We start from the raw sequence: 14,797 nt of genomic DNA on the forward strand, positions 1-14,797 counted from the left end.
ATTTTTGAAGTGATCATTTTTTTCTAGTGAGGGCTTGACTTTAGTTAGCTGGTCTGTATTCCATTAGCATGGCGATTCGGAGAACCGTCACCTGGCTCATTTCAGCAAGTTAAGTCCGAATTGATGGGTTAAGCTAACAGTAAAACAATAATGTGAGAAAAAGTCCCTTGGGAAATCTAAGAGACTCAGATTGTAAACAAAAGGTACTTTACGCTTGTGTAAAGTACCTTTTGTTTACAATCTGGACGCGTTATCATTTTTAATCTAATTCTAATCTTAGTCTAATGATAGTGTAATAATGGAGGGCTATTATAAAGGTAAGATTAACTGAGAGGAGAAAAAAATAGCTTTAAGCCATAAATGAGCTTCAGAGCAATTGTAATGATAATCAAAATAATTTAAAGATGGCGATAAGGAGATAATATACATGTATAAGAGTTTGTGTATACTTGTAACAATGTTTGTTATGCTGACATTCCCAGTTCATGCATCTTCTGCGAACCCCGAAAATATAAGGTTTATAGTAACGGATAGTTCTAAAGAAACGTATGGAAATGAACTGAAAAGTGAAATTACTGCGAAGTTAGCCAAACAAATGCCAGGTGGCGAAATTGTAAATAAGGACTTAAGGGAGAATACGCTGGAAAAACTACAACTAGAAGATCAGCAAGATTTAAACAGTTTGGCTAAAGAATTAGGAACTAATTCCTTACTTATTGTGGAAATTCTTCCTGTAAAATCCGATTATCGTGATCTATTATATTATAAAAATATCAAAACGGTGGCTACACTTAGAGTTCGTTTATATAATGCCATTACCCAGAAATATACTTTAATTGAAGATGTTATAGGCCGTGGCTCTAACACTACGTGGCTCCCATATACCTCCATTGGTAAGAAATCCCCAGTGAAGGAAGCTGTGAGAAAAGCAACAGATGCTGGAATAAAAAAGATTAATCAGAGTATCGCAGATTCAAACGCTCCCCCTAAAGACGACAGTGATGCAAAGATTTACTTGAAGATATAGCCAATATGCAGCTCTCTTAGTAGACAAAATGGACGAACATCCAATTGTTTATTTGGAGAGTTTTTGTATGAAAGGTTGACGAATTGAGCGGACGTCACTAAGAGAGCTGGTTTGCATCAGTTAATCATTGATTTTGGAAGGTAGGGGAAACTGCAGTCTAATTGTAGTACCTTCATCTACTATACTTGTCAATTGAATCTCAATGTCATGCTGCTGAGCAATACATTGTGCAATAGAAAGGCCGAGACCGGTTCCACCTGTTAGTTTGGAACGGGATGCATCAACCCGGTAGAAACGATCAAAAACTTTAGACTGCTCTTCTTTCGGTATACCAATATATCCATTAATAGAAATTAATCGTTCAACTCTTTAGCAAATAAGTGATAGGAGGCTTATATAATGTGTACAATCATTCATGGTATCCCAGTAGTAGCGGATCCAACCTTGTCGCAGAAAAAAACCAATATAATTGTATCAGAAGTCATCAAGTCCTGGATTTGGGAAGGCAGGCAACTCGGAAAAATCGAGTTGATTTGTGATGGAAAATGGGTTCATGTCTGCTCTTATGAAAAACCGTCAATTCAATTTTTTCCTAATAAATAATAAAAACTAGGAGTGAATAATTCCAACGCTGGGGAGCATGGTCAAACATCCTAAGCATATAAGAACATTTTCTTGTACAAATAGGAAGAGAAATTTGTACTTTTTAATAAAAAAGGCAGTCAGTACCTAAATGAGTACTGATTTTCTTTTTTATAAAACTCGTGATTCAGTTAGAATGTATTTTATTGGCACTGTCTAGAATTAGAGCCGTTTTCTGACGGGTTTTTCCGCTTCTGTTTGCTTCTGACTTTTTTATATAACAGTAATATTGCGCCTGCAGGAATTTGGATTAATTATAGCTAAGTAATAATTTAAGAGGTTTCTGGATGAGAGGACGAGGACATGAAGATAAGACCAGCTGTATTCTTTCTGATCGGTAATATATAGGAAGCAGGACATCAATGCTGGCATACAGGATATCTCTTTACTCAGGGGGTAATTTAAAGGCAGGCAAGTATGTTTTTATTTAGGATATTTTGAAGAATAGGTAGGTGTTCATTATGATGGAGAATTGGAAACGGCTGCAAAATGGCACAGATATACGGGGGATTGCCATTGCAACGCCAGAGAATGCAGTGACTCTTACATCAACGATAGTACAGGCGATTGGTTCTGGGTTTAGACAGTGGTTATTGGAGGTAAAGAAGATACAGGCAGCTAGCTGCAAGATCGCGATTGGTATGGATTCAAGGTTGTCAGGTCCGGAATTAAAAACGGCTTTGATTGAAAGGTTAGCTGAATTAGGCTGTGATGTCTATGATTGTGGTATGAGTACAACACCAGCCATGTTCATGACCACTATTTTAGAAAACTACCAATGTGATGGGGCTGTCATGATAACAGCCAGTCATCTTCCCTTTTATCATAATGGTCTAAAGTTCTTTACCAAAGAGGGCGGTTGTGAAAAGGAAGATATCGCAGCCATTTTAGAGAATGCATCACAAGCTGATTCTATTTGTTGTGAGCGTAAGGGCGTTGTCTATGAGAAGGATTTGATTGCGGAGTATTCCGAGCTGCTAGTACATACGATTCGCAAGGGGATTAACTCTCAGCAGAATTATGAAAAGCCTTTGCAAGGCTGTCATATTATTGTCGATGCCGGCAATGGTGCGGGAGGGTTCTTCGCGGCAAAGGTTTTGGAGCCATTAGGAGCGGATACGACGGGAAGTCAGTTTCTAGAACCGGATGGAACCTTTCCCAATCATTCTCCCAATCCTGAAAATCAGGCTGCCATGGATTCACTGAAAGCGGCAGTGCTGCGCACTAAGGCAGATTTGGGGATTATCTTTGATGCCGATGTGGATCGAGCTGCCATTGTGAGCAGCAATGGTGTGGAAATCAATCGCAATGCTCTGATCGCTTTGCTCTCTGTTATTGTTCTGGCCGAGCATCCTCAATCGGTGATCGTTACGGACTCTATCACCTCTACTGGCTTACGTAAGTTTATTGAGGAGCAAGGGGGGAGACAGCGACGCTTTAAACGGGGTTATAAGAACGTGATAAACGAAGCAAAACGGCTCAATGCCGCAGGAGAAGCCTGCCATTTGGCGATTGAAACTTCCGGTCATGCTGCCTGCAAGGAAAATTATTTCTTGGATGATGGTGCCTATCTGATTGCAAAGATACTAATCAAAATGGCAATGTTACGTCAGGATAACAAAGAGATACAGAGTGTTATCGAAACATTACAGATGCCTTATGAGAGTGATGAAGTTAGAATTCCTATTATTGATAAGGATTTTCGGGCATGTGGAACTGCTATTCTAGAAGATATAGAAAAACAGGTACAGGAAATACAAGGATGGAATCTCGTTGCTGAGAATTATGATGGCATACGAGTAGCGGCTGATGAATCCAGAGGTAATGGATGGTTTATGCTGAGAATATCCTTGCATGAACCCCTGTTAGTGCTGAATATTGAGTCTGACGCCGAGGGCGGGATAAAAAGTATGTTAGGTATATTAAAACCAATTTTAAAGGGCTATGATGCATTAAAGTTAGACTAAATGCAGCTTTCATAAACCAAATTGAATACGTTTAAAATAGGCATTACTCATATAGAGCAATGCCTATTTTTATAAGCCTAGAAAGTGTAAGTTTCTTAAAGGGAACACTGAACACACCAGGAATGCTTTGTGGTTCGAAACAGCTATGTTTTAAAGAACGCGCAGTGTTCTTAGCTGCGTTTCATATTGCGTATGATGATCTTTGTTTCTTTGCTCACACGGAAAGATTCGGTGATTTTTTGCAGCGTTTTGTTGTAGGTAAAGTCATCCAGCGTATTTTTATTTAAGTAGGTCATAGTTTTTGCTGGATATTTGACAAAGCAGATGGAAAGAGCCCAGGCTACTGCCATTTTAACGTAATAGCCCTTGTGTTTTATCCTATCCAAAAGCAGCAGAACCCGATCGATGTACTCAGCTTCTATGTAAAAAGTCAGCAGCATCACGATGCCGAATCGCAGTTCATATTCTTTTTGCGACAGCAGATAGGGTCGCAGAAAATCCCAGACCCTTGCCAGATGATTTTTGGTGATTTTAAAGCTGCCGCAGCACCAGTCACATACTGCCCAGTTGTTGATTTTTGGCACAAAAGCGGCAACATAGTGCAAGATTTCTTCGATATCCGCCTTTGCATAGCCGATGATCAAGCCTTGCAGCATAACTTCTTCATAATACTCGTCCTGCATTACGGCTATATCATTGCGCCAGTCTCCCTTGGCAAGTTCTTTGGCAAGTTTTCGCAAGCTTGGAAGGCGTACTCCTAAAATGTTGTCCACACCTGGTATCAATTTGCTTTGAAACTGCCGATATTCGTCATCTGCCAGACTGCAAATACGCTCTCTTATCGTCTTCTCCATACATTCTCCTTCTTCAACTTAAACGTTTGATGAAATCGTAGATGACAAATTTTCTATAGCTGCCGATTCATTTTATCACACTGATATCCTTGGTGTGAATGTGCCTAAAATTACAAAGTGAAATACCGTAAGACTGGAAGGATATTTTTGATATAATAAAGAGTAAGTTATGAAAAATAAGCGATGGGGGTAACGATATGACAGCACTAACTAAAGATGAAAAGTGGAATGCTGTTGTTCATTGTGACCATTCCTATGATGGCATATTCTTCTATGGCGTGAAAACAACAGGTATCTTTTGCCGCCCATCGTGTAAATCGAAAGAACCAAGGCGAAATAACGTTGAATTCTTTGATGAAATCAAAGAAGCCTATGCTTATGGATTGCGGCCTTGCAAAAGATGCCGGCCGGATTTGACTGAGTTTCGACCTATGCTGGATATAATTGAAAAAGCCAAACATATTTTTGATACGCATTTTGCTGATGGCGGCAGGCTTACTGCCGAAATTAAAGAACTAGGAGTCAGTCAAAATCATTTTATCCATTTGTTTCGCCAGCAATTTCAGATGACACCTGTAGAATACATTAATCGGCTGCGGGTGGAAAAGGCAAAGCAGATGCTTGTCAATACGGAGTTAACTATAGTAAACATTGCATTGTTATGCGGATTTGGAAGCCTTTCTACTTTTTATGAATTTTTTAAAAAGCAAGTCGGATTACCCCCTAAAGAATACCGAAAACAAAGCTGTACTGATAAGGGATGAACGGTACGTATACTGCAAGATCCAATGGACATCACCCGTGCCTTACGCCTGCTTTGTGAAAAAAACATTCCCCAACGCTTGGATGTAGTTGATTCAGTTATCGCTGGATACCTCTCAAAGCTAACTGCTTTAGAAATGACCATTGAACATCTTACAGGGAAAGCGTCAGAAGATTGATAAATAGTTGGCTGAGTTTGTCTTATTCGAAATGGTTTATTTGAATCTATTATGATCTACAAAATAAAAAGATGAAGCGTGGTTTGGTCATTACTGATCAAACCACGCTTTATTTAGAAGAGTAAGCCCATCTACAATTTCCTTTTCATTTAACATGTTAAAACCTAAAAGAAGTGTGTTTTCTTGGCATGTTAGATGTGCTATCTATGTGGATCATGAAATCTTCTCCCCGTAATACCATGAATAAATTTGCTGCTATTTTATAATTGTATCCATTTAATAATCTTAAATTGGCACTTTTAATACCTCCAATGTAAGCCGATTATGATACTATCATAATCGGCTTATATCGACAAGACAGCATATATAAAGGATGAATTACGTTATCTTTAAAAGAGATTATCAATTGAGGAGGATCATTATGCAGAATAGAATCGAAGACCCATATTGTGGAAATCTGCAATTTATCCATTATTTCCAAATGAGACTCTGGTGTCCATGTTGGTGACGGCAATCCATCGGACTCAGTTCCATTTTGTCCATGATTTATCAATGCTTGGCGATAAACTTCTGGTACATAATGTGCATGGACATCTATGCAGTGGAAAGATGAAGAGAAATTATGAATGTCTTTATAGAAGTAAGTTTATTCATTGTCCCATATTAAATTGCTTCTTTGAATTAAGCATAGCTTATAATTTTGATTATGAGCTATGCTCTTTTGGTCTGAATAGAGACAACTTGAGGTGAAAGTCGATAGCATTTTTGACAACATAAAAAATATATAAATCAAATTTTATCGTAAAGAGCCCTGTTAGTTTTTAATGTGGTTTTTGAAAAAAATTGGACTTTTATTGCAAAAGATTGTAGTGAAATATATACTAATAGCATATTTACTTACTATTAGGGAGGAAGAGAACTGAGGATGTTGATGAAAGTGACATCCATGCAGGTTTTCCAGAAGATACAATAAATACCGATATGGTAATTAAGCTCGAATTTTGTTTTTTTTGCTGTGCTTTTTTGAAAGGTATCGGCTAAATCTACCTAATAATTTGCTTAAAATAGCAAAAATGGTGGTTATGCACAAGGAGTTTGTCAGAATTAGCTAGAAAGTTAATTATTTATTATGTAACAATGTTAATAGATAAAAATCGATCAGGATTACTGTGATGCACGATATAGTAGTATTATGGATATTGTTGAATAGATTAGTAAGAGGAAAATAAATAGTTTCTTGATTTTGTAGATTGGGTATAATATAAGATATAAGATATGTACAATAAGTTAAGTGCGATAGGTTTACACTTAAGGATGGTAAAGAGGATATAATATATGACTAGTATAAAGGATGTTGCAAAGTTGGCAAAAGTGGCACCGAGCACAGTATCATTAGTGCTTAACCATAAGGGTTATGTGTCAGAAATAACGCGGAAAAAAGTCGAAGAAGCAGTGGCAAAACTTTCATATGTGCCAAGTGAAATGGCTCGAAATCTTTCCCTAAATCGTACTAATATGATAGGGGTAATTGTACCAGAAATTTCGCATCCATTTTTTGCAACGTTTATTCGCGAGGTAGAGGTAGAACTCTATAGGCGTGGCTATAAAACAATGGTTTGCTCGACCGTGCAGAAGGCTAATGCGGAACATGCTTTTGTTAATATGCTTCGACGTCAGACTATGGATGGTATTATTATGGGAGCGCATTCGCTAGAACTTGATATTTACGATGGATTGAGTCATCCGATTGTAGCCTTTGACCGTTTTATCAATGAAAATATACCAATTGTTCATGCGGATCACCAAAGTGGTGGTCGACTTGCAGCAAAGGCTTTCTTGCCTCATCGGTGTCATCATATCGTGCAAATCATGGGGGCGCGTGAAGTTCTTACACCAGCTAATGTGCATCATGAAGCTTTCATTGAGACTTTGACGGAAGCGGGGACGCGGGTCGATACGCTGGAGATGGCTTGGAATGCTTTTGACCCCATTGATTTTTTACAGACAGCGGAGCAACTTTTTAATAAATACCCGGACGTTGATGGTATTTTTGGACCAGACTTAGCTATATGCAGTTGCATGCGAGTAGCTGCGCAGAGGGGAATTCATGTACCGGAAAACTTAAAATTGGTAGCGTATGATGGAACTTATATAACGCGTGTGGGGCAGCAGGTAATTACCGCTGTAGTACAGCCAATTGGTCATTTGGCGTATATGGCTGCAGAAAAAATTACATCATGGGTTAATGGAAGACCGGGAGAAAAACTATATGCTTTACCTGTTACCCTTCAAAAAGGAGATACCTGTTGAGGATCTCTTATTTTTTTAATAAGCAGAAAATTAACAATAAACGAAATAAAAAATGAATTCAGAAAAAACTATTGACAAATTTATTATATTATAATAACCTTTAATTATCGAACCGGTTTTATAAAGCAATAAAATGGGTTTAATTTTTTTAAAAAATGTCGAACCGGTTTTATAAATGATGTATAAGGAGGAATATAATGGATTTTATACAAGAAAAAAAATTAGATAAGCAGCAGAAAGCAATTGATCATGCTATGGATTTTATCAAAAAAAAGGGTGAACATTCTACAAAGTCAAGATGGTATCCTGTATATCATATAGCAGCTCCAACGGGGTGGATAAACGATCCAAATGGTTTTTGTTTCTTTGCTGGAAAATATCATTTATTTTATCAATATCATCCGTATTCGGCACAATGGGGGCCGATGTATTGGGGGCATGTGATAAGCGAAGATCTTGTTCATTGGAAAAATGTGCGTGTGGCTTTGGCACCCGTAGATGAATATGATAAAGATGGCTGCTTTAGCGGTAGCGCAATAACTAAAGATGGAAAATTATATTTACTTTATACTGGGCATGTTAATTTACCTCTAGATGAGAAGACAGAGGTTGATCGCATTGAATCACAATGCTTGGCAATAAGTTATGATGGTATAACTTTTGAAAAAATAGCTCGAAATCCGGTAATACATTGTCCTAAAGGTGATAACATTCATAAAGGACATTTTCGAGATCCTAAAATGTGGCAGCATGATGAACATTATTATACTGTTATCGGTGCACAGAACTCAAAAGAAAGAGGACAAGTATTATTATTTGAGTCAACTGATTTAGAACAGTGGACTTTTAAGAGTATTATGGCAAGTTGCAGTGGTAATGAGGGATATATGTGGGAATGTCCGAACTTTGTTGAGGTTGATGGGCAAGAAGTATTCATATTTTCACCACAAGGCATTGAACCGGAGGATAAAAAATTTTTGAATCATCATCAGTCGGGCTATATGCTAGGAAAGCTTGATTATGAAAGTGGCATATTTCATCATGGTGCTTTTGAATTATTGGATTATGGTTTTGATTTTTATGCGCCACAAGTTATCCAGGCACCTGATGGTCGGTGTATTATGATTGGTTGGTTAGCTATGTGGGAAAGTGAAATGCCGGAACAAGAAGATGGTTGGGCTGGCATAATGACGATTCCACGAGAATTGCATATGGAAAATGGAAAATTAAAAATTTGTCCAATACAAGAAATGGAAAATTTGCGAGAGCAAAGTAGAGTGTATGAGAATATAGAGCTTTACGAGGCAGACTCTCTAGATGGGATTTCAGGAGAATTTGGTGAATTGCTGACGGTAATGGATCTTTCAGGAACGGAGACGATGCAGATTAATCTCAGATGTTCTTCGGAGGAAGAGACGGTATTGTCTTATGACAAAAGAAAGCAGATATTTAGTTTAGATCGCAATTGTGCAGGAAAGGGGCCTAAAGGGCAACGTGAGATAAAGATAGGACTTCAGAATAATTGTCTTAAATTACGGATTTTTATAGATAAATCTTCCATTGAGATTTTCTTAAATGATGGTGAGGCAGTATTGTCGGCACGAATTTATCCAAATAAAGAATCATCTCGGATTATATTTTCCCCAGGGGGAGGAAAATTACGATTGACCCAAGTAGCCTTTTATTCATTATCAAGCAGTTAAACATTGGTGAGTACATGTAAGGTAAAGATATTTTTGATTACCGAATTTATCTTTGCCGAACTTATGAAAGTGGTGAATATTGTTGCATTTAGGGCATATAACGGATGAAATTTTCTGCATGAGGCATCGTGCTTTCGATTGGTGTGTTTTGCTGCAGAAACATTGTACCATTGAAAGGCTCGATGCCTCAATTTTCATTTAACTTAACAATACGATAGCGACTAAATGGAGGTTATTATGAAAAATTCATTATATTGGAAGCTGAGTGCGTTCTTCTTTGCATTTTTCTTTTGTTGGTTAGTATTTTTTGCTTTTATGCCAATATGGTTTAAACAGATACTTCATCTTTCGGGAACGGAAATTGGTACAATTTATTCAGTAAATGCCATTTTTACAATGATGATGCAACCTTGTTATGGATATATTTCTGATCGGATTGGTTTGAAAAAAACATTGCTGTATTTTATTACAGGGATGGTATCACTTACTGGCCCGTTTTTCATTTTTGTTTATGGGCCGTTACTTACATCTTTTTTTTCAGCAGGAGTTGTTGTAGGGGCAATTTTTATGGCATTGGTATTTTTAGCCGGTTGTGCAGTTGTCGAATCGTTTATTGAAAAAGTTGGACGTAGATATAATTTTGAATTTGGACGTGCTCGTATGTGGGGCTCACTGGGGGCGGCAGTTGGTATTTTTTTTGCAGGTATCGCGTTTAATATAAATCCCAATATTATTTTTTGGTTTGCATCGGTAGGCTCGGCTGTTATGTTTATTGTATTGATGAATGTAAAACTTGATGAAGCAGATGTTGAAGTTGCTAAGAAAAATAACATTTCATTGAAGGACGTACGACAACTTTTTAAGAGCAAAGATGTATGGAGCTTTATGGTATTTATTCTTGGTTCTGCTTGTGTTTATAGTGTATTTGATCAGCAATTCCCAATTTATTATGCATCGTTATTTCCAACTGAAGCCGAAGGCAATTCTGCTTTTGGCTATCTAAATTCGTTTCAGGTATTTTTAGAGGCTGGTGGTATGTGTATAGCACCGTGGATTGTTAATAAAATCGGTGCAAAAAAGGGTTTGGTTCTGGCAGCAACAATTATGACTTTTCGAATGCTTGGATCTGGTATAGTGACAAATACTTATGGTATTTCCGCAATTAAGTTGTTGCATGCAATTGAACTTTCTATCCTGTTAGTTGCTGTATTTAAATATTTAGCCAAAAATTTCGATAATCGTCTTTCATCCGTGATGTATCTTGTTGGCTTTCAACTTTCTAATCAAGTTGGTGCGGCTATACTTTCTCCGATTGTTGGATCTCTTTATGATAGTATTGGCTTTCCCCCCACATATCTTTTTCTTGGTGTGGTCGTTGGGAGTTTTACCTTATTCGGCTTATTCAGCTTGCGTTCAGATAATAAAAACATAGGTAATATTAGTTCTTCTGCAGTCAATGATAATGTATTAGAACAATCTAAATATAACTAGCAACCTATGCGTTATGGAGAAATTATGGCAGGGCTATTTTTTTCACTATTCCGAATATTATCACCTTTATGCTGTCCAAAAGTGCATTGTCAAGGGACGCATACCGGTTCAAAGGAATAATGAGGGAGAAAAATTTATGCCCAATAGAATTTACTCTATAGGAGAAGCACGGATTGATTTTACTTGTGTTTAAATGTTGGCGGGAAGGAGGTTATTGCACGTCTATCGGTGCGGAATACACAACCGAGGTGATTAGGTAACGATGATGATCAATTGGAATCATATGCATGTCTTTGATTTTGCGACGGAGTTGGCAAATGTGTAATATTAAACAGCACTCGAGATAGGTAACCAATATTAAGCATGGTAATGACAACACTGAGGTGTAAAAAGATATAAAATACTGTGCTCACATTGAGTTTTATTTTAAGTCAGCAGGTTATAACAACAATAAGAAAAGGGTGAAATGAACAATGAAAAAAAGTTTATTTGCTACGTTGTTTCTTCTGGTTTCACTTAGTGCTAGCGGCATTGTACTGGCAGCAGATTCGTCAACTGATGTACCCCAGGAATATAGAGCCTATAATGCATTAGATAAAGCAAATAAAGCCGTTTGGGCTGATTATGAAAAAGTACGGCAGAGTCCCTTTAGGCTTAATTATCACATTATGGCACCTACTGGTTGGATCAATGATCCCAATGGCTTAATCCAATTTAAAGGACAGTATCATGTGTTTTATCAGCACTATCCCTACGCACCGTATTGGGGTCCCATGCACTGGGGGCATGTTGTGAGTAAAGATTTGGTACACTGGCAATATAAACCGATCGCTTTAGCACCTGACCAAGACTACGAGTCGGGTTGCTGGTCTGGTAGCGCTGTGGATGATAATGGTGTAATTACTTTATTTTATACAGCTCATTCTGACAATCGTACAACCAAGGAATTGCAATGTATGGCGACTAGTTCTGACGGTATTACGTTTAAAAAATATGAAGGAAATCCAGTGATTCGGGAATTGCCGCCCGATGCTAGCACTGATTTTCGTGATCCTAGCGTATGGAAGCATGAGAATATGTGGTATATGTTGGTTGGTACTGGCAAAGATGGCAAAGGACGGGCTGTATTATACCGTTCTACCGATTTGCGCCAGTGGGACTATCAAGGTGTTGCTGCTGAAAGTAATGGCACGCAAGGAGATATGTGGGAGTGCCCGAACCTTTTTTCTTTAGGTGAAAAAGATGTATTATTACTTTCACCGATGAATATGAAGGATGCAAAAAATATATTTATTGTTGGAAACATGAATTATCAGACGGAAAAATTTACGCAGCAGAATGTTCAGCAGGTAGACTATGGTCAGGATTTTTATGCTGGTCAAACTTTCCAGGATAATAAAGGCAGACGCATTATGATTGGTTGGATGAATCGATGGGGTAGTAAGTTTCCTACTGCCAACGATGGTTGGGCAGGTGCGTTAACGGTACCTAGGGAGCTAAAACTTAGCAAAGACGGATCTAAAGTACTATCTGTTCCTGTTGAAGAGATGCAGAAACTGCGTGATACGCAAGTTTCCTATAAAAACCTGAATGTAAGCGAAGGTCAGAAAGGATATTTGAAGAAGGTTAACGGGGATTCTTTAGAAATAAAGGCAAGAATTAAACTATTAAAGGGAAATGGACGATTTGGGCTCATCGCACGTGAATCAGACGATGGGAAAGAAAAAACATTACTATACTATGATGTAGGCAAACGAGAATTTGTGGTTGATCGGTCTGAGTCAGGAATAAATGATTGGAACAAAGAGACAGGTGAAGACTACAGTCAAAGCCGAGCAAAAGTAGATCTAAAAGATGATCGCTATCTCGATTTGCAGATTTTTATAGATCGTTCATCTATTGAAGTATTTGTGAATGATGGTGAGGTTGTTATGTCAAACAGAATATATCCTAACAGCACTAGTATTCACTATGATCTTTTTGCAGAAGGAGTATCAGTTCAAGTAGAAAAATTGCAGGCATGGAAACTTCTCAATGGCTGGATTAATTGATCTAGAGAGAGTAATGGCGGAAGTCACGACAAAATGTTATTTTAATAATATTCACAATATATAGTAAAATCAAAATAATAAGAATGCTAAGCCCATATAAAAAATGAGATTCGTGAACTTCGAAATAAAAATGTAATCCTGAAAAAACAGCGGTCTACTTCACGAAAAATTCGAATTTATCAAGAGCAATCGCTATTAGTATAGGTAGCGAAGCTATACAATGTATTGACGGTATCTCGAAGTGGGCTATACAGGAAAAAAAGCCGATGGGCTTAATAAAAATAACTTTATCCATATTATCCATACATATACAAAATACTTGAATCTGTTTAAACTAAATACTGTAATATCAAGAGTGTTTGAAGAACACAAGATTACATAGGAGTGTTTTAAATATGAAAAAAGATTTAGTGATTTTTTTATTGATACCAACTATGGTACTTAGCATAGTTGGCACCTCCCTTGCTGCTACAGTTGATCCTCTTTCAGACGTTAAGCCTGATTCTTGGGCTTATAATGCAGTAAATGATTTAGTTAAAGCTGGTATTATCGATATTAATACTAATGATGGAATTTTTAATGGTACAAACGCTATCACTCGTAATAAAATGGCTTCACTTGTACTTAAAGCTATGGCCAGATTCGACAAAGCTAATGATGCTCAAAAAGATGAGATCGAGAAATTGGCGAAAGAATTCAAGGATGAATTCCAAAGTTTCGATAGGCGTTTAGAGAGGATTGAACATGAAGAAGAATTCAAAGAAGAATTCAAGGATCAATTCCAAAGTTTCGATAGGCGTTTAGAGAAGCTCGAAGATAAGGCGGATAATCCTCGACTTTCTATGTATGGTTATTCTCGTATTAGATACGATCGAGATAACTTCGGTACTAGGGCTTATAAAGATAATCAGACGATGTGGGTTAACATAAGTACCAACTTCAAAATAAATGATATTTGGTCTCTTAGAAGTGAGAATGAATTTGAAAACGATATAACTAACAATACCGGAGCATATACTTCAAATGATTATCAACGGCCATTTTTACAGCTGTATGCGGATGGTTCTATTGGAGAAACTAAAGTGAAACTTGGTAGATATTATCATCTTTCTCCATATGGTCTCACTTTTGATGACAAAATTGACGGCTTTCAAATTAGCTATGGCGATAAGATAAAAGCCACTCTGAATTCGGGTAATACTTATAGTCACATAATGCATGGTTATAGTGGTAATCCTGATGGTGTATGGGAAGACGGGAGTACTAACTATCGTGTTACTTCTGTTGAAGTTGAAGCGCCAGTAAATCCAACCACCTACATTAAAGGTAGCTATGGTAAAGTGACTCGGAGACAAACTGGAGAAGGTTTCAAATCCTATGAAATCGGTTTTAATACCAAACTTAGCGAGGACCTCAGTTTCTTCGCTGCATATGCTAAATCCGATTTCAGCTATAAGAATAAGGCTAATATCATGAGTCTTCAATATAAATCATGTGATCCTGGTATACCGGGTTCTTATGATATCTATGTTAAAAAGTATTTTATACAAGGCCATTCTAGCCTCACAAATATTTTCCTAGATGATCTTAAGTCTAATAATGAAGATTGGAGTGCCAGATATAATGAATTCAAAGGCATTCGCATTGGTTTTGAGTATGTACCAGTAAGAAGTACGAAGCTAATTTGTTATTATACAGTTGGAAAAGCTAATAAATTTGATCCTGGAAATATTTATAATAATGTTCAGGAAGACGCTAAATTTTCTCGTGTTCAATGGGAATTCTATTTCTAAAGGCGTTTGGTGACAAGA

The 14,797-nt window shown here is 37.4% G+C and carries 11 protein-coding genes and 1 pseudogene; 10 read left to right on the forward strand and 2 right to left on the reverse strand.

Annotated elements, in window-relative coordinates:
- The first annotated feature begins 427 nt into the window (after positions 1 to 427).
- Positions 428 to 1,027, forward strand: coding sequence for a hypothetical protein (locus tag LMF89_RS20330; RefSeq protein WP_229536672.1), 600 nt, complete (start codon positions 428 to 430; stop codon positions 1,025 to 1,027).
- 120 nt (positions 1,028 to 1,147) lie between these two features.
- On the opposite strand, the pseudogene LMF89_RS20335 reads toward LMF89_RS20330, so the two are convergent.
- A pseudogene (locus LMF89_RS20335) lies at positions 1,148 to 1,363 on the reverse strand (ATP-binding protein); the annotation flags it as partial.
- Between the two features lie 63 nt (positions 1,364 to 1,426).
- Here LMF89_RS20335 and LMF89_RS20340 point away from each other — a divergent pair.
- Positions 1,427 to 1,630, forward strand: coding sequence for a hypothetical protein (locus LMF89_RS20340; RefSeq protein ID WP_229536673.1), 204 nt, complete (start codon positions 1,427 to 1,429; stop codon positions 1,628 to 1,630).
- Positions 1,631 to 2,130: 500 nt separating this feature from the next.
- Entirely contained in the window at positions 2,131 to 3,636 is a 1,506-nt protein-coding gene (locus tag LMF89_RS20345; RefSeq protein WP_229536674.1) for a phosphohexomutase domain-containing protein, read from the forward strand.
- Positions 3,637 to 3,806: 170 nt separating this feature from the next.
- Here LMF89_RS20345 and LMF89_RS20350 read toward each other — a convergent pair whose 3' ends face one another.
- Positions 3,807 to 4,490: a DNA alkylation repair protein gene (locus LMF89_RS20350; protein ID WP_229536675.1), complete on the reverse strand. Its 684-nt coding sequence runs from the start codon at positions 4,488 to 4,490 to the stop codon at positions 3,807 to 3,809.
- A gap of 197 nt (positions 4,491 to 4,687) precedes the next feature.
- On the opposite strand from LMF89_RS20350, the gene LMF89_RS20355 reads away from it, so the two are divergent.
- From LMF89_RS20355 to LMF89_RS20385, 7 genes are all read left to right on the forward strand, one after another.
- Positions 4,688 to 5,254: a bifunctional transcriptional activator/DNA repair enzyme AdaA gene (locus LMF89_RS20355; protein WP_229536676.1), complete on the forward strand. Its 567-nt coding sequence runs from the start codon at positions 4,688 to 4,690 to the stop codon at positions 5,252 to 5,254.
- A 24-nt stretch (positions 5,255 to 5,278) separates the two neighbouring features.
- Positions 5,279 to 5,431, forward strand: coding sequence for a hypothetical protein (locus LMF89_RS20360; protein ID WP_229536677.1), 153 nt, complete (start codon positions 5,279 to 5,281; stop codon positions 5,429 to 5,431).
- 1,335 nt (positions 5,432 to 6,766) lie between these two features.
- Positions 6,767 to 7,741, forward strand: coding sequence for a LacI family DNA-binding transcriptional regulator (locus LMF89_RS20365; protein WP_229536678.1), 975 nt, complete (start codon positions 6,767 to 6,769; stop codon positions 7,739 to 7,741).
- A 197-nt stretch (positions 7,742 to 7,938) separates the two neighbouring features.
- A complete protein-coding gene (locus tag LMF89_RS20370; protein WP_229536679.1) occupies positions 7,939 to 9,444 on the forward strand; it encodes a sucrose-6-phosphate hydrolase in 1,506 nt (501 codons plus the stop codon).
- A 237-nt stretch (positions 9,445 to 9,681) separates the two neighbouring features.
- Entirely contained in the window at positions 9,682 to 10,935 is a 1,254-nt protein-coding gene (locus tag LMF89_RS20375; protein ID WP_229536680.1) for an oligosaccharide MFS transporter, read from the forward strand.
- A gap of 473 nt (positions 10,936 to 11,408) precedes the next feature.
- Positions 11,409 to 12,986, forward strand: coding sequence for a glycoside hydrolase family 32 protein (locus tag LMF89_RS20380; protein ID WP_229536681.1), 1,578 nt, complete (start codon positions 11,409 to 11,411; stop codon positions 12,984 to 12,986).
- Positions 12,987 to 13,381: 395 nt separating this feature from the next.
- On the forward strand, positions 13,382 to 14,779 hold the full coding sequence (locus LMF89_RS20385; protein ID WP_229536682.1) for an S-layer homology domain-containing protein: 1,398 nt from the start codon (positions 13,382 to 13,384) through the stop codon (positions 14,777 to 14,779).
- Positions 14,780 to 14,797: the final 18 nt, after the last annotated feature.

This window comes from Pelosinus baikalensis, assembly GCF_020819555.1.
Lineage (GTDB): Bacteria > Bacillota > Negativicutes > DSM-13327 > DSM-13327 > Pelosinus > Pelosinus baikalensis.